This is a genomic window from Cellvibrio sp. GW822-FHT04B05 (assembly GCF_058800985.1).
Genome location: NZ_JBXAMU010000002.1, coordinates 804,707 through 824,019, shown reverse-complemented (window position 1 = coordinate 824,019; position 19,313 = coordinate 804,707). Strand labels below are relative to the sequence as shown.

At 45.8% G+C, this 19,313-nt stretch carries 17 protein-coding genes; 11 read left to right on the top strand and 6 right to left on the bottom strand.

Features of this window, described 5'->3' with window-relative positions; genetic code table 11:
- Window positions 1-2: 2 nt before the first annotated feature.
- Window positions 3-836 carry a CvfB family protein gene (locus AC1RJL_RS09135; protein WP_492913116.1) on the bottom strand — a complete coding sequence of 278 codons (834 nt, stop codon included), beginning with the start codon at window positions 834-836 and terminating at the stop codon, window positions 3-5.
- A 391-nt stretch (window positions 837-1,227) separates the two neighbouring features.
- Between AC1RJL_RS09135 and AC1RJL_RS09130 the strand changes: the two genes are divergently transcribed.
- A complete protein-coding gene (locus AC1RJL_RS09130) occupies window positions 1,228-2,337 on the top strand; it encodes a site-2 protease family protein (RefSeq protein WP_492913114.1) in 1,110 nt (369 codons plus the stop codon).
- 76 nt (window positions 2,338-2,413) lie between these two features.
- On the opposite strand, the gene AC1RJL_RS09125 is transcribed toward AC1RJL_RS09130, so the two are convergent.
- Both AC1RJL_RS09125 and AC1RJL_RS09120 read right to left on the bottom strand, forming a co-directional pair.
- The gene (locus AC1RJL_RS09125; RefSeq protein WP_492913112.1) at window positions 2,414-2,974 is read right to left on the bottom strand and encodes a hypothetical protein; all 561 of its coding nucleotides are present in this window, start codon (window positions 2,972-2,974) and stop codon (window positions 2,414-2,416) included.
- A gap of 190 nt (window positions 2,975-3,164) precedes the next feature.
- Window positions 3,165-4,772: a DUF3300 domain-containing protein gene (locus AC1RJL_RS09120; protein WP_492913110.1), complete on the bottom strand. Its 1,608-nt coding sequence runs from the start codon at window positions 4,770-4,772 to the stop codon at window positions 3,165-3,167.
- Between the two features lie 195 nt (window positions 4,773-4,967).
- Between AC1RJL_RS09120 and minC the strand changes: the two genes are divergently transcribed.
- The 7 genes from minC (at window position 4,968) to AC1RJL_RS09085 (ending at window position 11,784) form a co-directional block, all read left to right on the top strand.
- On the top strand, window positions 4,968-5,729 hold the full coding sequence (minC, locus tag AC1RJL_RS09115) for a septum site-determining protein MinC (RefSeq protein ID WP_492913108.1): 762 nt from the start codon (window positions 4,968-4,970) through the stop codon (window positions 5,727-5,729).
- Between the two features lie 127 nt (window positions 5,730-5,856).
- Window positions 5,857-6,666: a septum site-determining protein MinD gene (gene minD, locus AC1RJL_RS09110; RefSeq protein ID WP_492913106.1), complete on the top strand. Its 810-nt coding sequence runs from the start codon at window positions 5,857-5,859 to the stop codon at window positions 6,664-6,666.
- Between the two features lie 3 nt (window positions 6,667-6,669).
- On the top strand, window positions 6,670-6,927 hold the full coding sequence (minE, locus tag AC1RJL_RS09105) for a cell division topological specificity factor MinE (RefSeq protein ID WP_435784671.1): 258 nt from the start codon (window positions 6,670-6,672) through the stop codon (window positions 6,925-6,927).
- Between the two features lie 111 nt (window positions 6,928-7,038).
- Window positions 7,039-7,668: a 3'-5' exonuclease gene (locus AC1RJL_RS09100; RefSeq protein ID WP_492913104.1), complete on the top strand. Its 630-nt coding sequence runs from the start codon at window positions 7,039-7,041 to the stop codon at window positions 7,666-7,668.
- An 84-nt stretch (window positions 7,669-7,752) separates the two neighbouring features.
- On the top strand, window positions 7,753-8,346 hold the full coding sequence (locus tag AC1RJL_RS09095) for a YceI family protein (protein ID WP_492913102.1): 594 nt from the start codon (window positions 7,753-7,755) through the stop codon (window positions 8,344-8,346).
- 25 nt (window positions 8,347-8,371) lie between these two features.
- Window positions 8,372-9,913, top strand: a complete 1,542-nt coding sequence (locus AC1RJL_RS09090) for a helicase HerA-like domain-containing protein (RefSeq protein WP_492913100.1) — start codon at window positions 8,372-8,374, stop codon at window positions 9,911-9,913.
- 191 nt (window positions 9,914-10,104) lie between these two features.
- Window positions 10,105-11,784 (top strand): di-heme-cytochrome C peroxidase, encoded by a 1,680-nt coding sequence (locus AC1RJL_RS09085; RefSeq protein ID WP_492913098.1) that lies wholly within the window; start codon window positions 10,105-10,107, stop codon window positions 11,782-11,784.
- Between the two features lie 71 nt (window positions 11,785-11,855).
- Here AC1RJL_RS09085 and AC1RJL_RS09080 read toward each other — a convergent pair whose 3' ends face one another.
- A complete protein-coding gene (locus tag AC1RJL_RS09080; protein ID WP_492913096.1) occupies window positions 11,856-12,407 on the bottom strand; it encodes a M48 metallopeptidase family protein in 552 nt (183 codons plus the stop codon).
- A 101-nt stretch (window positions 12,408-12,508) separates the two neighbouring features.
- On the opposite strand from AC1RJL_RS09080, the gene AC1RJL_RS09075 reads away from it, so the two are divergent.
- From AC1RJL_RS09075 to AC1RJL_RS09065, 3 genes are all read left to right on the top strand, one after another.
- The gene (locus AC1RJL_RS09075; protein ID WP_492913094.1) at window positions 12,509-13,516 is read left to right on the top strand and encodes a glycosyltransferase; all 1,008 of its coding nucleotides are present in this window, start codon (window positions 12,509-12,511) and stop codon (window positions 13,514-13,516) included.
- Between the two features lie 376 nt (window positions 13,517-13,892).
- Window positions 13,893-15,350, top strand: coding sequence for an undecaprenyl-phosphate glucose phosphotransferase (locus AC1RJL_RS09070; protein ID WP_492913092.1), 1,458 nt, complete (start codon window positions 13,893-13,895; stop codon window positions 15,348-15,350).
- A 3-nt stretch (window positions 15,351-15,353) separates the two neighbouring features.
- Window positions 15,354-16,514: a hypothetical protein gene (locus AC1RJL_RS09065; protein ID WP_492913090.1), complete on the top strand. Its 1,161-nt coding sequence runs from the start codon at window positions 15,354-15,356 to the stop codon at window positions 16,512-16,514.
- On the opposite strand, the gene AC1RJL_RS09060 is transcribed toward AC1RJL_RS09065, so the two are convergent.
- Together AC1RJL_RS09060 and AC1RJL_RS09055 are read right to left on the bottom strand one after the other, a co-directional pair.
- Window positions 16,478-17,674: a glycosyltransferase family 4 protein gene (locus tag AC1RJL_RS09060; RefSeq protein WP_492913088.1), complete on the bottom strand. Its 1,197-nt coding sequence runs from the start codon at window positions 17,672-17,674 to the stop codon at window positions 16,478-16,480. The two genes, AC1RJL_RS09065 and AC1RJL_RS09060, sit on opposite strands and share 37 nt — an antisense overlap.
- Window positions 17,675-17,794: 120 nt before the next feature.
- Window positions 17,795-19,285, bottom strand: coding sequence for a lipopolysaccharide biosynthesis protein (locus AC1RJL_RS09055; protein WP_492913086.1), 1,491 nt, complete (start codon window positions 19,283-19,285; stop codon window positions 17,795-17,797).
- Window positions 19,286-19,313: the final 28 nt, after the last annotated feature.

Genomic DNA, 19,313 nt, shown 5'->3' with positions numbered 1-19,313 from the left:
CATTATTCGACTAACGTGATTTTATCTTTTTCAATTAAAATTTTTCGTTGTTTGTAAAGCAGGCTCAGTGCATTTTTGTAATTGCCTTTACTGACATTGAATACTTTGTAAATCAGTTCCGGTTCACTTTTGTCGGTTACAAAAGATGTGCCGCCTTGACGTTGTAAATCGGCGAGAATTTTTTCCGCCAAATCTTCTTTGCTGTCACGCGCTTGTGCTTGCAAACTCAAATCGATTTTGCGATCGGGACGGATGCTTTTGATAAAACCTTTTACCTTCTCACCGTAGAGTAAGGTGCGGAAAGCTTCATCGCGGAAAATCAAACCCAGGTGGGTATGGTTGATAACGGCTTTGTAGCCCATATCGCTACGGCCACAAATAATTAAATCCACTGCTTGTTTTGTGCTCAATCCACTCGCACGTTCTTCGAGATGACGGTTTAAGCGCGATGATGCGGTAATCCGGCCGGTGTATTCATCCTGATAAATACACACTACATAAGAGCGGCCGGCTTCCATGGGTTTGTGTTGTTCGCCATAGGGCACCAGCAAATCTTTCGGTAAACCCCAATCGAGGAAGGCACCCACATTGTTGACTTCTTTCACCTCAAGGAACGCACATTCACCGACCATGGCTTTAGGTGTAAGTGTGGTTGCGATAATGCAGTCATCGGAATCCAGATAAATAAATACATCCAGTATTCCACCGATTTTCATATCCGCAGTGACATAGCGTTTGGGCAATAAGATGTTGCCGTATTTTCCTCCATCGAGAAAAATACCGAAATCGGTGTGTTTCATGATGGTCAGGCGGTTTTGTTTGCCGATTTGTAACATAGGAGACCTTTTGCCAAGGCAGCTGCGATAGAGATTGCACAGTGTATGCGTTATGACTGAGGGATTTCCAGTTTTTACCCCGGAATTGCCGCTGTATAACAAATTTAAACAGATAGTGGCTTCTGCTTTTGTTTTACACAAAGGGCAGGTGTGAATGATGCAATCGCAAAACGGTTGTGCAAGCTTATGATGAGCTGCCGGCGCAGGATTGGATGCAAGTTGGATTAAACAGGGGTTGGATAAAGGGCTCGCTGGATTAGCGCTGGTGATTGAACAGCAGATGCGGGCCTGGATGTGTACAATGTACTACCGTATTACAGGTGCGATTTGGTATCTCATTATTTTTCATCGGCTGATGTTGATGAGTGTCGATTAAGAGAGTTGATATTTTATGCAAGTATTTTCATTCGATTACGCCGGTTACCAATTTATGGTGGGTGTTACGCCTGCGACGGGCGACGAATTCGTTGTGATAAATGGTACGAGGGTATCGCAGTTGCGCAATTTCAGTCCTGTCAGTGAGCACCATGTTGATGTGCCTGATTTAGGCGAAGTGAAAATTGGTTTTCAATTGAATGTGGCGCTGGCGCAAGTGACTTATCAATTGTGGGTTAACGGCGTACAGGTGCTGGGCGCAGAAGCTCATCTGCTGACCAGAGATATTACCTCGGATGGCGAAAATGCCAGCGCAGAATATTCCGCGTCAGTCGCCGCTCCGGTTAATACACCGGCTTCGTCAAAACCGAATTCCTGGTTGGCGATTGGTTTAATCGCGTTTAAATTATTGAAAGCCGTACAGGTGTTCAAAGTTGCGTTACTGGCTGCATCGGTTGCGGTGTACAGCGTGATGTTTACTGTGGAATTTGCGTTCGCATTAATTGCGGTATTGGTATTCCATGAATACGGCCATTTACGCGCAATGAAAAAATGTGGCTTGCCCACCAAAGGAATGTATTTGATTCCATTTGTCGGCGGCCTTGCGGTTGGCGATATGCCAAAAACCCGTTGGCAAGATGTCTATATCTCCATGATGGGGCCAGTGTTTGGTTTGATCATGACAGTCGCGTTTTATACTGTTTATTTGGTTACCGAAAGTCACTTCGCCGGTTTAGTGGCTTCTACCAGTGCACTGTTGAATTTATTTAATTTAATTCCAGTGCATCCGTTGGACGGTGGACGAGTGGTGAAGTCGCTGGTATTTTCCGGTCGTAATTATTTAGCGTTAGTCGCGCTACTGGCAATATCGGCGTGCTGTTTTGTGTTCGCCTGGAAATTGGGTTTTTATTTCATCACCTTTTTTATTGTGCTGGGTGTGATCGATATTGTGGCGAGCTGGCGCGTGGGATTGGCCGAAGATATTCCGCCATTGAATAGCTACGGAATCTGGTTTTCAACGTTGTGGTATTTGGCAGTAGTCGCGATATTTTTAGGCATGATTATGTTGATCGCGCAGGATGGCTTGCCCGGCTCGGAAATCGCAATGAAAGTCTTGGCATCTTAATCAATGGATATAATCAATTGACGGAAAAATGAAAGGTTTGACCGCAAGGTAAATCTTTTTTATTTACAAAATGCTTTTATAAAAATGGATCGTCTTTATCGACCGGGAAGTAGCGCTCAGCGGTAATGACATCCGCGTGAATGCGGTGGGCAAGCAAATCGTCTACGTCCTGATTCACGCGATTGATTAACGGCAGCGCCTGATCGCGATCAAGTGACTCCAGCAATGCGTTGCCCCAAATAGAAACATGGCGTAAGTAAATAGTGCGCGTGTCCGATTTTTTTGCCCATTCGCCTGATACAAGGCGGCCGATACGGTCAACTTTGTATCTGATTTCTTTGACCTGACTTGGGTCGTCAACTTGTGCCACCAATTCATTGGTCATTTTGATCCAGCCGCGGCGATACAGCTCCCAACCGCTATAGAAACGTATGATCCAGGTGAGGTATTCATCTTGCGTCTGGATTTTTTTGTTGGCTTCATCTGCCTCATATACTTTGAGGAAGTAGGCGCGGGTTGGCATCTCGGTTGGCCATGCATCAGCCTGACGGACAATTTTATTACTGCTACAGGCGAACAAGCTGCTGGCCAATATTACTATTGCCATGAATCGGATAAACAGTGCGGTTTTCTGCATAAACTGGAATGGGCTCGTGTAATACGGGGTGATTCGTGGAGTGTGGCGTATGAATGTTGCAGTAGTATAAAAGTTTGTACGAACAATAAATAGACGGGAGCTGCGGATGTGGCTTATCGAAAAGTTATAGCTCCAAACCAATTTCCGGTTCGGAGCTATTAAACAAACTCAAGGCGTGAATTAGTGCGACTTAACGTTCGCGACCGCCACGTAATTCACTGCGCTCGCCGGAATTGCGGGTGTTGCCACCTGCGCGTTCCACCCGTTCCGAACGATCTACCCGTTCAACGCGCGGTTGTTCCTGGCGTTCTACCCGTTGAACTTGTAGGCGTTCATCACGTTGTACCGGTTGCGTCGATTGCGTGCGCTCAATGCGTTGCATTGTTGTCGGGCGCTCGGTGCGGGTCACCTGTTCAGTGCGGTTCTGCATCTGGGTACGCGGTAACTCAGTGCGCTCGATACGGCCAGTACGCTCGGTATTATTGCGCTCACCGCGGTTCTCCCAATTGCGATTTTCATTTTGATTGGTCTGTACACGCTGCGCATTCTGGCGGACATCAATATCCTGACGTTCTGTGCGCGGTGTTGTTGTACGATTCTGAGTGGCAGTACGGTTTTGGATATTGTCCTGATCGCGCCCGGTGCGATTATTCATCCGCTCGCGTAATTGGTCCGCACGTGGTTGTTGGCTCACTGGCCTGTCGTTACTGACATTCGCACTGTTGGTCGTAATTTGTCCCGCCTGGCGACGCTCCAGACGTTGCTGGAACTGTTCATTGCCGCCTTGGCGTTGGTCGCGTGCAGTGTTTGGTGCTATGCGGCTATTGCCCCGCTCACCAAGATAACCACCACGATTCCCGTTACCGTCCAGCCCGGCGCGATATTGGCGTGATTCACTATAGCTCTCGCGTGGGCTGTGGAAGCGCTCACGGGTAGAATTGTCATAATAGGCCACGCCGCGTCTGTGCACCGGATTGTGGTGCCAGTGTTTGGCTTCGGAGTAGCGCACTACACTGCGGCTATCGTAAAAATGATGGTGATGATGACGATCTACCACGACTACGCGCCGTTGGTGCCAATGGGCACCGCTGAAATAAAAACGCGGGCCAACATAAACGCGCGGTCCCCAATAAAAGCCGGACACAAAGACATAGCTGCTCGGATAGTTCCAGTAGACGGGTGGGTAATCGGCCCACCACCAATTGCCGTAAACCAAGCGAGTGTCATAAGCGGGCACGTACACAACACGCTCGACCGACGGCTCAATCATGATAATTTTTTCTTCGCGCACCACGCGCACATGCTCGACTTTATCGAGGTTGCCCGAGGCGTAAGCGCGGTTGCGCAGTTTCTGGACGCTATCCATCACCCGCTCCTCGCTCGCGAGAAAGGCATCGCCCAATTGTTGGGTCCAATCCAGGTCATCACTCATACGCTGCAGGATGTCGGGGAAAGCCACCAGCGCTTTGACACTGGGGTCCCAATCTTTACTGTCCACGGCATTAACCGCATCGTCACCTTTCAAGCGAGTGTTGTTGCGCGCCCAGCGGTCAGCCTCGACTACCTCCAGTGGATAAGTAGAAGCAATAAGAACATGGGACAGCACCGTATCCGGATAAAGCGCGATAGGCGCCAGCAGCGAGTCCAACTGCGCCTCACTAAAACTGGCGTACGCGGCTGTAGTGCTGTAGCTGGTTTTATCGACCGCCTGGGTGGTTGTACAACCCACAATTAATGGCAACAGCAGGCTGATCATTAACGCGATTTTCCTCGGGCGTTGCAGAAGCTGGCTAGTCATAATGGTTCTCGCTTGAGTGCCGGATATTGCCCTCTAAGAGGGCGGATTGGTGCTAATGGTTCCTTTATAGGAGCCCGGCGCTTAACCCGAGCTGAATTACGTGTTGTCTCTCGCTTGACTAATCAAGTGGTGCCCCGATAATGGCGCACTTTTGCGATATCCATTGCAATGACGTCGGGTTATAGAGAGCAGCGCATGATCGATGTGAATTTTCAGTTAAAAGGCAGTGCAATTACCGTAGTGGTGCTGGCGATTGTTCACTATGAACCGAAGAGTTTGGCAGTTGAACTGAAAGAAAAAATCGTCCAGGCACCGCAATTTTTCAATAACTCGCCGGTGTTGATCAATCTCGACCGTTTGGAAAACCCGGAAAACCTGAAGAAACTCGGGGAGTTGCTGACAATTTGCCGCGAACTGGATTTACAACCACTAGGTTTTAGCGGCGTACCTGAGGTATTGTTAGCGGCGGTCAACAAGACCGGCTTAGCCATATTGCCGACCCCCAGCGAGCGGGCACTCAAGCTCCCTAAACAGGAAGCAGCACCGCATGCGGTAGAGACTGTAGTGGAGCGGGTGGTTGAGACGGTGGTCGAAACCGTTATCGAGGAGCGACTGGTGCAGCGCCAGAGCAAGGTGGTGACCCGCCCGGTGCGTTCCGGCCAGCAAATTTATGCTGAAGGCGCCGACCTCATCGTACTGGCGCAAGTCAGTGAAGGTGCGGAAGTCCTGGCTGATGGCCACATTCATATTTACGGCACCTTGCGCGGACGCGCATTGGCCGGGGTGAAAGGTGATGAATCTGCCCGAATCTTTTGCCAGCAAATGGAAGCTGAATTGGTTTCAATTGCCGGTAATTTTGTGTTGCAGGATTCACTCCCTAAAGAGTTATTGAAAAAACCAGTACAAGTTTCCCTCAATGGCGAAAAAGTCGTTGTCGAAGCCCTGGTTAGTAATTAAAAGCTCAGTAATTAAAAGCTTGGTAATTAAAGATTTAGCATTGAGATATTGAGTAAAAAAATTTCTGCATCCATTGATCAGTTGGATGTTATTTTTTCAGACATTGAATATTGAACAGGAGCCTCCCTTGGCCAAGATCATCGTTGTTACATCCGGTAAAGGTGGTGTGGGCAAAACCACATCCAGCGCAGCAATCAGCACTGGTTTGGCGTTGCGTGGGCACAAAACAGTAGTGATTGATTTTGATGTGGGCCTGCGTAATCTGGATTTGATTATGGGCTGCGAACGCCGCGTAGTTTACGATTTTGTGAACGTCATTAAAGGCGAGTCCACCTTGAACCAGGCGCTGATTAAAGATAAGCGTACTGAAGGCCTCTACATCCTGCCGGCATCGCAAACCCGCGATAAAGATGCACTGACACGTGAAGGTGTGGAAGTGGTTATCAATGAACTCGCCAAGGATTTTGAATACATCGTTTGCGATTCACCTGCCGGTATTGAGCAGGGCGCATTGATGGCATTGTATTTTGCTGACATCGCCATTGTGGTGACTAATCCGGAAGTTTCTTCCGTACGCGACTCGGATCGTATCCTCGGAATTTTACAAAGCAAATCCCGTCGCGCCGAGCAAAATCTGGAACCAATCAAAGAGCATTTGCTGCTGACTCGCTATAACCCTGTGCGTGTTGAAGCAGGCGAGATGTTGAGTGTGAATGACGTAGAAGAAATTCTGGCAATTTCATTGCTGGGAGTAATTCCTGAGTCAGAAGCTGTATTAAAAGCATCTAACCAGGGCACGCCGGTTATTCTTGATGAAGCTACGCCGGCGGGCCAGGCATACAACGATGCAGTTGATCGCCTGCTCGGTAAAGAAATACCACATCGCTTCCTTGAAGCGGAAAAGAAAAGTTTCCTGAAGCGTCTGCTGGGGGTGTAAACCGTGAGTATTTTTGATTACCTGCGCAAGAAACGCGCGCCGTCGTCGGCCTCGGTCGCTAAGGAACGTTTGCAAATTATCGTTGCGCACGAGCGCACGAAACGCAATATAAACCAGCCGGATTTTCTACCGCAAATGCAGCAGGAAATTATTGCGGTCATCCGTAAATATATCCATATCGAATCTGACCAGGTGACGGTCAACCTCGACAATTCCGATAATTGCTCGGTGTTGGAGTTGAACATTACACTGCCGGATTAAGCCAGTATGTTGCCAACTGTTTGCGGCAATTGAATAAAGGGATGCACTTTAATCAGTGCGTCCCTTTTTTATTGTGTTTATGTGTTTTTTAAGTCACTCGGTCATTGATCTATGAGCCTGGATTTTCACACTTGCCCAGCCAATAACCTGATTGTGTTCGATTTTGAAACTACCGGATTATCGCCGGATATGGGAGATCGCGCGATCGAAATTGGCGCTGTGCTGATTGAAAATGGAAAGATCACTGATCGCTTCCAGCAGATCATGAATCCCGGTATTCGCATTCCATTGTTTATCGAAAACCTTACCGGTATTACCAATGCCATGGTAAAAAGCGCGCGCGATAATGCCACTGTGATGGCGGAGTTTTACGATTTTATCGCCGGCCATAATCTCGTCGCACACAATGCCAGTTTCGACGAGCGCTTTTTGCGTGCAGAGTTTCGCCGTATCAAAAAATATTATTCCTCAGGAATTGCATGCAGTTTGTTGGCGGCGCGCCGGATTTTCCAGAATGCACCAAATCACCAGTTAGCCACCTTGGCACAATATAAAAATTTGCCCAGTCATGGGACTTATCACCGGGCGTTGGCCGATGCGGAAGTCACCGCACATTTGTGGTTAAGTCTGTTGGATGAATTGCGTGAGCAGTATGAATTGGATGGGCTAACCTTTGGATTTATGCACAGGTTAACAAAAACACCTAAACATCAATTACGTAAACTCTATACAACAAAATAATTCTGTAAGTGCGGTTTTTTCGGCAATGATTGCCTGATTTAACGGAGTTAGCTCGCGATGCTGCATCATCTGATCAGGATAATGATGTCTTTATTTATCGGTGTTTGTCTTTCAAGTTGCGGGATATTAATTAAACCCCATGTAAAAACCGGCATTGTGCAATTGGAAAAGGGTTCTTATCAGCTTGACCAAGCCCATGTTGCAGTGCTATTTAAAATAAATCATATGGGCTTGTCCACCTTCGTTGGTCGCTTTAATAAAGTGGATGCCAGCCTGGAATTTGATCCTGATAATATTGCAGCGGCGAAATTATCCGCTGTCCTTGATGTGGCCAGTATAGATGCTAATAATCCCGATCTGGAAGAAACCTTGCGCGGCAGCAGTTGGCTCAATGCAGAAAAATTCCCACAAGCTTTTTTCAAAACAATCAGTGTTAGCGTGATCGACCAAAACTCCGCTGTGTTTACTGGCGAGTTAAGCCTCCATGGCATTACTGCACCTATCGATTTAACGGTGACTTTTAACGGTGGCGCTAACAATATGCTCACCGGCTTCTATACTTTGGGTTTCTCTGCTACCACCACATTTAGTCGCTCTGCCTTCGGGATAGGCTATTTGGTTCCCGCCATTGGCGACCAGGTTGCGATTGAAGTATTTGCCGAGTTCCAGCAGCAATAGCTAACGGTTTTTTTCAGGAGTTGTTATGACCTCTCACTTTCTTATCGGTGGTAATGGTAATCAATCGGCGCACATAAATTTGCGCATGGCAAACCGCCATGGCCTGATTGCCGGAGCGACCGGCACAGGTAAAACCGTGAGTTTGCAAGTGCTTGCCGAGGGCTTTGCCAAAGCCGGGGTACCGGTATTTATGGCCGATATCAAAGGCGATTTATCCGGCCTTGCCAAAGCGGGAAAACCACATCCGAAAGTGGACGAGCGTGTCCAATTGATGAATATCAGCGACTACCAGCAACGATCATTTCCCTGTGTATTTTGGGATCTGTATGCAAAAAAAGGTCACCCGGTACGCGCCACCATTTCTGATTTCGGTCCATTGTTACTCGCCAATTTTTTTGATCTCAACGAAACACAAACTGGCGTACTTTATGCCGCATTTAAAATTGCCGATGACCAGGGCATGTTGATGTTGGATTTGAAAGACTTGCAGGCCATGCTTAACTGGATGAAGGACAAGCGTAAAACCCTTGAGGATGAGTATGGTGGTATCAGCGAGGCAAGTGTTGCTGCTATCCAACGCCGGTTGATGATGTTGGAGCAAGAGGGGGCAGACCAGTTTTTTGGTGAACCAGCATTGGATTTGAATCACCTGATGCAAGTTACGCTGGAGGGAACAGGCGTAGTCAATATTCTCGATGCGACCAGCCTCGTCAACCAACCTAAACTCTACGCTATATTTTTACTCTGGCTGATTTCAGAATTGTTTGAGAATTTGCCCGAACAAGGTGATGCGGATAAACCAAAGTTGGTTTTCTTTTTTGATGAAGCGCATTTGCTATTTAATGGTGCGCCGAAATTATTGGTCGATAAAATCGAGCAGGTAGTGCGTTTGATTCGCTCCAAAGGCGTGGGGATTTATTTTATCTCCCAAAGCCCGGCTGATATTCCCGATACGGTGCTAGGCCAATTAGGTAATCGCATACAGCATGCATTGCGCGCTTACACACCTAAAGATCAACAGGCAGTAAAAACTGCAGCGCGAACTTTTCGCCCCAATCCCGCCTTTTCAACGGAAGCGGTAATTACCGGATTGGGAATTGGTGAGGCACTGGTGTCGGTATTGGATGAAAAGGGTTCGCCTACACCGGTTGAGCGCGTAATGATTGCTCCTCCGGGATCGCGTATCGGCCCCTTATCGGACGAGGAGCGCATCGAGGTTATGGCACGCTCACCTTACAATGCAATTTATAGCCAGGTTGTGGACCGTGAGTCGGCCTATGAGATTTTAAAAGGGCGCGTTACCCAGCAAGCACAAACGGAGCAGCAACAAAAAATTCAGGAACAGTTACGCGTAGAACAAGAGCGTATTTTTAAACAGCAGCAAAAAGATCAGGAACGCCTTGGTAAGGAACAAGCGCGCGCGCAACAACAAGCAGCCCGCACTAGTGCAAAACGCGATACGGCTGTGGATGCTTTTGCCAAAAGTGCCGCACGTGCTATAGGCAGTAACCTCGGACGGCAAATTGTGCGCGGTATCCTTGGCTCGCTGTTAGGCGGGCGGCGTTAGTTGCTGTAATAACGAATACAAATTCATAGGCTATAGTCATTAATATTCTGTTTCTGGGTGTACCGCTCCAGACGTTCAACTTCAAGAGGCTTTGTTAAAACGCAGGGAAATATACAGCTACAGCGCATGTAATATTGGTTATCACTAAAAAAGGATCTCGAGTGGTAGCCCATTAATGTTGAGGATGCAACATGGGCAATATTACGTCGCAGTGGCTATCGACTTTAAAGTTCCTATTGCTTTTGGGTGGTTTGTTATCAATAGGTATGGGCGCAAGTTTAACGACTCATGCCGCTGGTGTTCCACTTGAAGATACTGTGTATTTACAACAGGGATGGGATCACAAAACCCGTCAAGCGGTTTCATATACTTCCTTCGGCTCACGTATTATTCCCTACGACTGGTTCATCGCTCTGGAGCAGGTGGATAGCGTCGCCTTATTCCGCGACGCTACCTATATGGCCTCTTTGGGATTTATTATTTCGTCACCCGATGAATTTAATCCTGATGGTTTACCCATTGGTGTTGTTCGCGATATCGATAAAAAAAAGGGTGATTACGTCGGGTTTACTTGTGCTGCTTGCCATACCGGCCAAGTAATCATTAAAGGCCAGCGCATTCGAATTGATGGCGGCCAAGCGCTTATAGACTACAGCGGTTTTGAACAACGTCTGATAGCGGCGCTGACGGCGACAATTAATGATAGCGAGAAGTTCACTCGTTTTTATACGCGAGTCGCTGCGCTGCAATCCGATAAAGAAGTTGCATCTGCCTCACTCACTACACAATCGTTACAACTCCTGGTGCAAAAGCGTACTGCGGAATTGGAAAAACATTGCGCGATTAATGCTACTGAAGTTCCTTATGGATATGGGCGACTTGATGCGTTTGGGCAAATATTCAATGCAATCGCTGTTGAAGCACTCGGTATTCCGGAAAATATCCATTCACCCAATGCACCTACCAGCTATCCGGTGTTATGGGACGCATCGCATTTAAATGTTGTGCAATGGAATGCGTCAGCGCCTAATAAAGAGCCCGGCCCGCTTTTCCAGAATGCCATCACTGCATTAGCAGTCTATGGCAATGTGACCGTGCCCAAAAATACACTCACCTACCCGTCATCGATTCGCATCAGTAATCTTGGCGATATCCAAAGAGAGTTTTATCAATTATCCTCACCCCGATGGCCGGTAAAAATTGCCGGTGAATTGGACGTAACAAAAATGGCAAAGGGAAAAATACTCTATGACCAACATTGTCTGGAGTGCCACACTCTTGTCGATTCAACGGATAAAAAACGCAAACTAACGGCAGTATTAACAAATTACAAAGAAGTGGGTACAGATCCATTGATGGTTGAAAACTTTATCAATCATCGCGTCAAAAGTGGTCTGCTTGAGGGAGATAAGTCGATGATATTGTTCGGCGATAAACTCGCGGCGGAAACCTCACCGTTAGAATTGGTTACCCACACTGCAGCGGGCACATTGCTCAACCAGCCTTGGCAAACCATTAAAGCCATTTTTAAAGAATACCGCTCTAACGACGCTCCGCCAGAGCAAACCATTTACAACAGTTACAAAGCCCGGCCTATCAACGGTATTTGGGCATCTGCTCCGTATTTGCACAATGGATCTGTGCCGACAATTTATGATTTATTATTGCCCGCTGCACAGCGTCCGGCTTCATTCTATGTCGGCAATATTGAATTGGATTTGGTTAAAGTAGGGCATATCTCTACAGAAGCACCCAATACCAGTTTTTTTGATACCAACTTGCGCGGAAATTCCAATGCGGGCCATGAATACGGCACCCGGCTCAATGACGATGAACGCTGGGCATTGGTGGAATATGTGAAGAGTTTATGATTACCTGGTTAAAATTTATCTTTTGTAACGTAAGATTCTTACAGCGATAATCCGGATATGGTTTGATGCGGTTAATAGATTCCACCAAACAATTCGATTTGTGTGAGATATAAACGCAAATCGAATTCGTATTGGTGATAATTGGGTTCCATATGACGGCAGAGTTGGTAGAAGGCTTTGTTGTGTTCCTTTTCTTTAAAGTGGGCCAGTTCATGCACCACTATCATCTTCAAAAAAGCTTCCGGTGCAGTCCGGAACACGCTGGCGATTTTTATCTCATTTGCGGTTTTTAATTTTCCGCCTTGTACCCGACTGATGTAATGGTGTTGGCCGAGGGCATGTTGAATGACTTTTATCTTGCTGTCATACCCAACTTTATTAAGCGGCTGGGTTTTCCCCATATAAGCGCTTTTAAGCTCCTGTGTATACTGGTAGAGCGCACTATCGGTGCGTATATCATGAATTTGTGGATAGCGTTTGAGTAATACTTCCGCCAAATGGCCTTCCTCAATCAGCTGTCGGACTTGATGAAGGGTTTCGTCAGGATAACCGGTAAGGTACTTAAGTTGCGTCATTGGGCGTAGAAATGAATTGCTGAGGATGGGAATTATAGCGACTGGCAAGCCCGAGCACCAAAGGTCTTACACCTATTCTAGTAAGTTCGGTTTTTGGCCTAAAAAGTGCTTAGGGAAGGACAACGAGCGCATGGGTGTGGAGATTGTGTATGAAGTTCAGGATTTATTTCTCAAAAACCGGGTTTGGCTTGAGAAAAGACGCAAGGATATTAAGTGATGCTTTAAAACATTTTGGCTACGAAGCAGATATAGTCGAAATGCCATCAAGTGAGGTGAGATTCGGTGGTGTAAGAGGGATGCTGATCAAAATCCTCAAAGCATTTAATGTTCTTTTTTTCTACAAAACAATTCAGGATATTTTGTTTCGCGAAAAAGATACGGTTGGGATTCACCTGGAATCCATATTTTACGAAAATCTCTATAGATCTGAACATCACATCCTTATACCTAATCAGGAGTGGTTTGAAGTATCACATGTGCAACTCTTACCTTATATAAAAGAGGTGTGGGTAAAAACAAAATTTGCACAGGGAATCTATGCGCAATATAAAAGGCCGGTTCAATACATCGGTTTTTGCTCGATGTTGGAGGAATATGATGCGACGGCAATTAAACGCCGCGATTATTTTTTCTCCCGCACCGGGATGAGTGAATATCGCGGTGCCGAAAATATAATAAATGTATGGGCGCGTCATCCGGAGTGGCCACCGTTAAAAATAGTAATTCATCCGTCAAAACGGCCCCTCGTTAAACCAAATAATGTCGAATTTTTAGACATATTTCCTCGGGTGGAAGACTTCGTACAATTTGCATCCAGCTCACTCTTTCATATTTATGCAACTGAAACAGAAGGTTTTGGCCACTCCATTTTAGAGGCGATGGGTTATGGCTCAGTAGTAATGGTTACTGATGCGCCACCAATGAATGAAATTGCGAATGAGTCCTGCGCTTTGATGTTGACAGCGGAATATTCTGGCCAAAAAAGTATTGCACCACGTTTTGCTGTTGTGCCTTCAGCGTTGGAAGCGGCAGTGGAAAAGGCAATGAAGATGGATGAGGTATCTGTCACAAATATAGGCAAAGCTGCGCAACAGCGCATGCAGGATTTTAAACAGGAATTTTATAGCAGTTTAAATAATGCCATAAAAAATCTGTAACTGTTGCGCTATAGAGTTTGGCTACTTTTCTTACAGTCTTCATTGACTATAAACCAACATTAATGAGCGTTTATATTCATTTTGTTGGTTTGCATAACGAAAAGTTGTGAATTCTTTTGGTGACTGCTTGCTTTATCTTGGGGCGAGAAAAGTTCGATTAAAACTCGTACTTATGTAGTAGTGAGATCATTTGTCGCTATAAATTACTTTTACCGGGTTCAGGCAATTTTTTTTGAACTTTCTTCAAAAAAAAGGAATAAAAAGGTGTAACGCTTATTTTATGGCCTGAAAAATGCTTTGTATCACCGCGAGAGTGTATTGCAGTAACAAGTCTGTTGCGAAATTACACGCCGTAGTAACTTGCATGGAGGTAGTAATGAGTAATCCATCTATTGAGGGGGCGGCTGTTAGTCCCGTTACCTTATCTAATGAGCCACCTGTGGTTCGTTTTCACCATTCTAAAATCCTTGCGCTATTCCGCGCAGTCGATAGCGCTCTTATCGTATGCATACTGTGGGGTGCGCTTAATGTTCTAGGGCTTGAGTGGAGTAATATTTACACTGCCTTTGCAATTAGTGCCGTTATTATTTTTGGATTCTTCGCTGAGAGTAATGAGGTTTATTATTTGTGGCGCGGACATTCTATGTATGATTTGGGAATACGCTTATTCCTCGCTTGGTTTGCCACTATCCCTTTTATGGTGTTGGCAGTGGTATTAACTTACCCGTTTGCCAGTCTGGGATTTCTTGCCATTAGTAGCTGGTTAGTGGCGACACCGGTTGTAATGATTGCAATGCATATCGGTCGTCGCATTTTTCTTGCAAAATTGCGCGCTAATCCTACCGAGCCACGTCGTGTCGCTATTGTCGGGGCGAACGATTTGGGCTTACGTTTAATTAACTCCATGTCTGTTATGCCATGGTTGGGTTATAAAGTAATTGGTTTTTACGATGATCGCGCGCCTAACAATGATGTCAGTCGTCGCTTATTCGGACAAAACATTGAAGTTAAAGGTGGGCTCGAACAACTCTACCAGGATTCACATGACGGTAAGTTGGATATCGTGTTTGTTGCCTTGCCGATGCGCGCTGAGTTGCGCATGCATACGGTCATTGATCGTCTTGCTGATACCACTGTATCCCCGTATGTAATTCCTGATGTATTCAGTTTCGATTTATTGCATTCACGGTTAACCTGCTTACAGGGTATTCCTGCGCTAAGTATTTATGATTCGCCCTTGGTTGATAACGGAAGTACTAAACGTCTTGAGGATCTGGTATTAGGTTTGGGCATCCTCGCGGTACTTGCAATACCAATGGCTTTAATAGCATTAGGTGTTAAATTGACTTCACCTGGCCCGATATTCTTTAAGCAAACCCGTTATGGAATGGGGGGCGAACGCATTAAAGTTTGGAAATTCCGCTCGATGACGGTGTGTGAAGATGGTCCTAACGTTGCGCAAGCAAAACGTGAAGATCCTCGCATCACTCCTTATGGCAATTTCTTACGTCGTACCTCGCTGGACGAATTGCCACAATTGTTCAATGTGATCTCTGGCAGTATGTCGCTGGTTGGACCTCGCCCGCACGCTGTTGCACACAACGAATTTTACCGGGGCCAAATTAAAGGTTATATGCTGCGTCACAAGGTTAAACCAGGTATTACCGGGCTGGCACAAGTTAACGGGTTCCGTGGCGAAACCGAGACGCTTGATAAAATGTCTGGCCGTATCGCATATGATCTCGAATATATTCGCAATTGGTCGGTAATCCTGGATATTAAAATTTTGTGGAAAACTATCTTTAAAGGCTTTGTTGGACAACAGGCTTATTGATTAATGAGAAAACTGGCGGGATATTTAACGGGCATTCTGGTCGGCGGTTCGGGCTTGAGTATTTCTTCAATGGCTCAAACGGTGGATCAGGGTGCCTTGGCGTTTTCCGCCGGTGTACAACACACCTATGACAGCAATTTTCTTCGTTCTCCTGCAGAGATTGAAGAGCAGATTACAAGAGCTGGCGCCGGTGTTCGATACAATAAACAAATATCTGCACAAAAAATTGGCTTAAGTATTAGCGGTAACCAATATCACTATGCGGAGCGAGATGAATTAGATGGAACTGCGATTGAAGGAAAGGCATCCTGGCGCAGCCAATTCACTTCAAATTTTAGCTCGCAATTAGATTTTCAACGAGAAGAAGCACCTGTCGATAAATTAGAATTTATCGGTAAAGATCTGGTTGCCAGAAATGATGCCAGTGCCCGTCTCTCTTTGGGGGATAGCAAACGTTTTGGTTTGATCCTGGGGGTGCATCAGCTTGATAATACCCATTCCAATGATGAGCGAGCGATCCTGGATTTCCAGGATCAGGATTTTTTCTCTGAAGTCCGCTACCGTTTTGCTTCTTCCTGGTTGGGACTGCGCTATCGCGAAGGTGATCGCAGTTACGACACTCCCAGCCCGATATTGGGAGATCTGGATTTCGATTATCGTCAAGTTGAATTGGAAACCGAGTGGACTTTAACTCCTAAAACCAAGCTGACTGGTTTAGTCGGTTATTTTGATCGCGCCGCGAAATCTGAAAGCGCTAATGGAAATGATGGTGAGGGTACGCTCGCAAGTCTTAATCTGGAGTGGGCAATTACCGAAAAATTGATTAGCGAATTAACATATCGTTTCAATCAACCGGCAATTGGTGAAACATCAGATGCTCCTTCTGAAGTAAGCGACACTGTGCTTCTGTTTCAATGGCGCTTTTCCCCTAAAGTACAAATTGGTTTTGGTAGCAGTTACGCAGAATTAAACTACGAAAATAGTGCTGTTGTTACTGAGCGGACCGAACGTAATATTACTGTTACACCACTTCTTATATCCTGGTCTTACTCTAAATCCATTATGCTACGTTTAACCAGCCAATGGATGGATCGTCGTTCACCTATTTATGAGCGCGACTACCAAGGCTATTCTGCAGCCTTGGCACTTGGATTCCAATTCTGATTGGATTTTTCTGCACGATCTTTATTGCTAGCTAATTGCTGCAAGGCGTGTTGATACTTGTTGGTATCAATACAATTTTGCATTTGGCTTGCACAGCAACTTCTTTTCTTCAGAAGTAGTTCCCGATCTTGATAAATCTGCGCAAATAATTGCGCAGTTTGTTGTATATCGGCGTCAGCCCAAGTCGCATTTTCAAACTCCTGAAATTCCGGGTGCGTTGAATTTACTTTTATAGGTTTATATCCCACTAAAAAGCTATTCTCTTCGTTGCAAAAGTCCATGTTGCCTGACCAAGCAGTCACTAGTGTTGGAGTATCCAGCAACATCGCTTCCGCAATAGTCAAACCAAAACCTTCGGAGCGGTGTAGTGAGGCATAGAGATCGGAGCTCTCAATCAATCCGAGCACATTCGCGCGGCTCCAATGTTCATCTACCAAACGGATATTGGAATGGGATGCTATCACCTTTAATAAATTTTCTTTCTCGGGCGTATTTGTACCTGCATTGGCCTTCAATACTAGATAGGCAGCATTATTTCCACTAAATGCTTGAGTAAAGGCGGCAATTAATCCCATGGGATTTTTTCGCTCCATCGCGCTGCCAAAGCTGAAAATGTTGGAAATCAAAAATGCACCTTCCGGGATATTCAAACGCTTGCGCATGCCGGCGGTGGCTATTCCACGAGTAACTGGATGGGTTGCGGTGAGAACGGGAGATTGCGTATAGTTTTTTATAACCTTGGTGGTGAAATGTGAAGGAGTAATGATCGCATTCATATAGCGTAAAGCTTTAATCCACTCTGCCGGTATGGCCTCTAATTCCCAAGCCCAATAACCGATATTGTATTTTTTCTTAAAATCGGCGCGTCCCATCTGAAGAATCACTGGCGGTAGCATGGGAGGATTAAGATGGTAAATACGGCAATTGATTTCAGCGTCTTCAATATCATCTGGCCATTGCCAATCGACTTCTTTGGGTTTGTGGAAGAATTTTTCTACGCTAGTGCATTTGACGCGATAGCCATCAGCAGCTAATTGTTGAGCACATAATCGCGCTGATTCTCCAATACCGGAAATGCTTTGAAAAAAACCAATGACTTCGATGCGCAGATCTTGCTCATCTGCCAAATTTACTGAGCTCTTTGGAATAATGCGCTGCAATAATTGCGCACGAAAATAACGATAGAGCTGACGTACTTGTTGTTTCATTGCGGTTATCCAGTTTATCCAGGTGCATAGACGATCAGGTATATAGACGAATGAGGAATCGTCATTTACAAATCAGTTCAAACGGAGCCAACCTTGCAGGCGTAATAGCAATGGCGAGAATTTTGCTGGCGCGATACTTAAACCTTCCTGCAGGAAATTTTTGGTTTCTTTTCTGAATACCAATAATCCTAGTAGCAAGTAAGTAAAGCCGCCGGTTGCGCAGACTAATATAATTTGCAAAGTGCTTGGTAGCGTTGCAGGTAATTCCTGTTTAAGTATCATGCATATCGCCAGCATAATTCCTGACGCGAGGTAGCTTGGCCAAAGTGCATTAATAATAGAAAGCAATCGGCATCCGAAAACACGATAAAAAACCAGCAAACTGATAATACCTGTAATGTAGCTCACTGCGATGTAAGCAAGCGCTGCATATTGAAGCCCATATGGAATAGCGATGTAACCTATAGTTAGCGTAATAAGTAAGGTAGTGATTGTACTAAACATAACCCAACCGGACTTTTTCTGCGAGGTAAGTGCTGCGTTAACTTGCAATCGAACTACCAGTGGTGTAGACCCTATAGCAAGCAAACTCATGAGTGATCCACTTGCGCTCCACTTCTCACCAAAAACCAATTCGATGAATTCGGCTGCAATTGCTGCGGTACCAAAAAAGATCGGTACTATCACAAAGCAACTCATGCGCATGATGCGCAAGGTAGCTTCGGCACAGGACAACTTATCGTTAAGACGAGACAGTGCTGGAAATACAGTCTGTTCCATCGGGCGGATAATAATATCTTGTAGAATAAATAACGCGCGGCCGGCGATGCGATAAATACCTAATGCAATAGGGCCGAGAATGATCCCGACCATAAATTCCAGCAAGGTATTACAGAGCGTGTAAATAAAGTTGGCCAGCATCATCGGGGCAGAGAACGCCAGCGCTTCACGTGCGAGTGAAAATGAAAATCTTAATCGCGGCCACCAGTGTGCACTGATAAGGGTGACCGCTGTAATTAATACTTGCCCGGTAAGTTGCTGCGCAACCAACGCCCAAACACCATAACCTTGTAGCGCAAGCGTGACACCGACGACGCCGGAGATGCTGCTTGCCAAAATGCTGCGCAATGCAATGACTTTAAATAAAAATTCGCGCCGTAATTTTCCTTCATGGACAACTTTTATCGCTTCAATAAGAAAAATAACAGAGAGTACCTGCAGTATTTCTACTGCTGCCGGATCATAAAATTTGTGCGTCAGTTGTGCGCCGACGGTGACTACGAGCGCAGTAAAAAGAATTCCATAGAGTAAGCTGAGGTAGAAGCAGGTCGATGAATAATTGTCGTCCCATTCTTTACGCTGTACGACGGCAATGGTAATGCCACCGTTGATCACAATTTTTCCCAGCTCAACAACAAGAATGGCAAATACTACCAAACCAATTTCATTCGGGGACAAAATGCGCGAAATAATAATAAAAACAAGGAAACTCACCAGACTCATGCCGCTGGCAGCAAGGCTCATCCAGGCAGTACTGCTACTTAATTGACGCTTCAAACTCATAGATAACCCGGAAAAACAATATGAAGAA

Bases quoted from the DNA above. Each gene is read 5' to 3' on its own strand.
- AC1RJL_RS09075 (WP_492913094.1), top strand. From the start codon at position 12,509: ATGAAGTTCAGGATTTATTTCTCAAAAACCGGGTTTGGCTTGAGAAAA.
- AC1RJL_RS09135 (WP_492913116.1), bottom strand. From the start codon at position 836: ATGTTACAAATCGGCAAACAAAACCGCCTGACCATCATGAAACACACC.
- AC1RJL_RS09130 (WP_492913114.1), top strand. From the start codon at position 1,228: ATGCAAGTATTTTCATTCGATTACGCCGGTTACCAATTTATGGTGGGT.
- AC1RJL_RS09085 (WP_492913098.1), top strand. From the start codon at position 10,105: ATGGGCAATATTACGTCGCAGTGGCTATCGACTTTAAAGTTCCTATTG.
- AC1RJL_RS09100 (WP_492913104.1), top strand. From the start codon at position 7,039: ATGAGCCTGGATTTTCACACTTGCCCAGCCAATAACCTGATTGTGTTC.
- AC1RJL_RS09055 (WP_492913086.1), bottom strand. From the start codon at position 19,285: ATGAGTTTGAAGCGTCAATTAAGTAGCAGTACTGCCTGGATGAGCCTT.
- AC1RJL_RS09065 (WP_492913090.1), top strand. From the start codon at position 15,354: ATGAGAAAACTGGCGGGATATTTAACGGGCATTCTGGTCGGCGGTTCG.
- AC1RJL_RS09070 (WP_492913092.1), top strand. From the start codon at position 13,893: ATGAGTAATCCATCTATTGAGGGGGCGGCTGTTAGTCCCGTTACCTTA.
- AC1RJL_RS09095 (WP_492913102.1), top strand. From the start codon at position 7,753: ATGTCTTTATTTATCGGTGTTTGTCTTTCAAGTTGCGGGATATTAATT.
- AC1RJL_RS09120 (WP_492913110.1), bottom strand. From the start codon at position 4,772: ATGACTAGCCAGCTTCTGCAACGCCCGAGGAAAATCGCGTTAATGATC.
- AC1RJL_RS09090 (WP_492913100.1), top strand. From the start codon at position 8,372: ATGACCTCTCACTTTCTTATCGGTGGTAATGGTAATCAATCGGCGCAC.
- AC1RJL_RS09125 (WP_492913112.1), bottom strand. From the start codon at position 2,974: ATGCAGAAAACCGCACTGTTTATCCGATTCATGGCAATAGTAATATTG.
- minC (WP_492913108.1), top strand. From the start codon at position 4,968: ATGATCGATGTGAATTTTCAGTTAAAAGGCAGTGCAATTACCGTAGTG.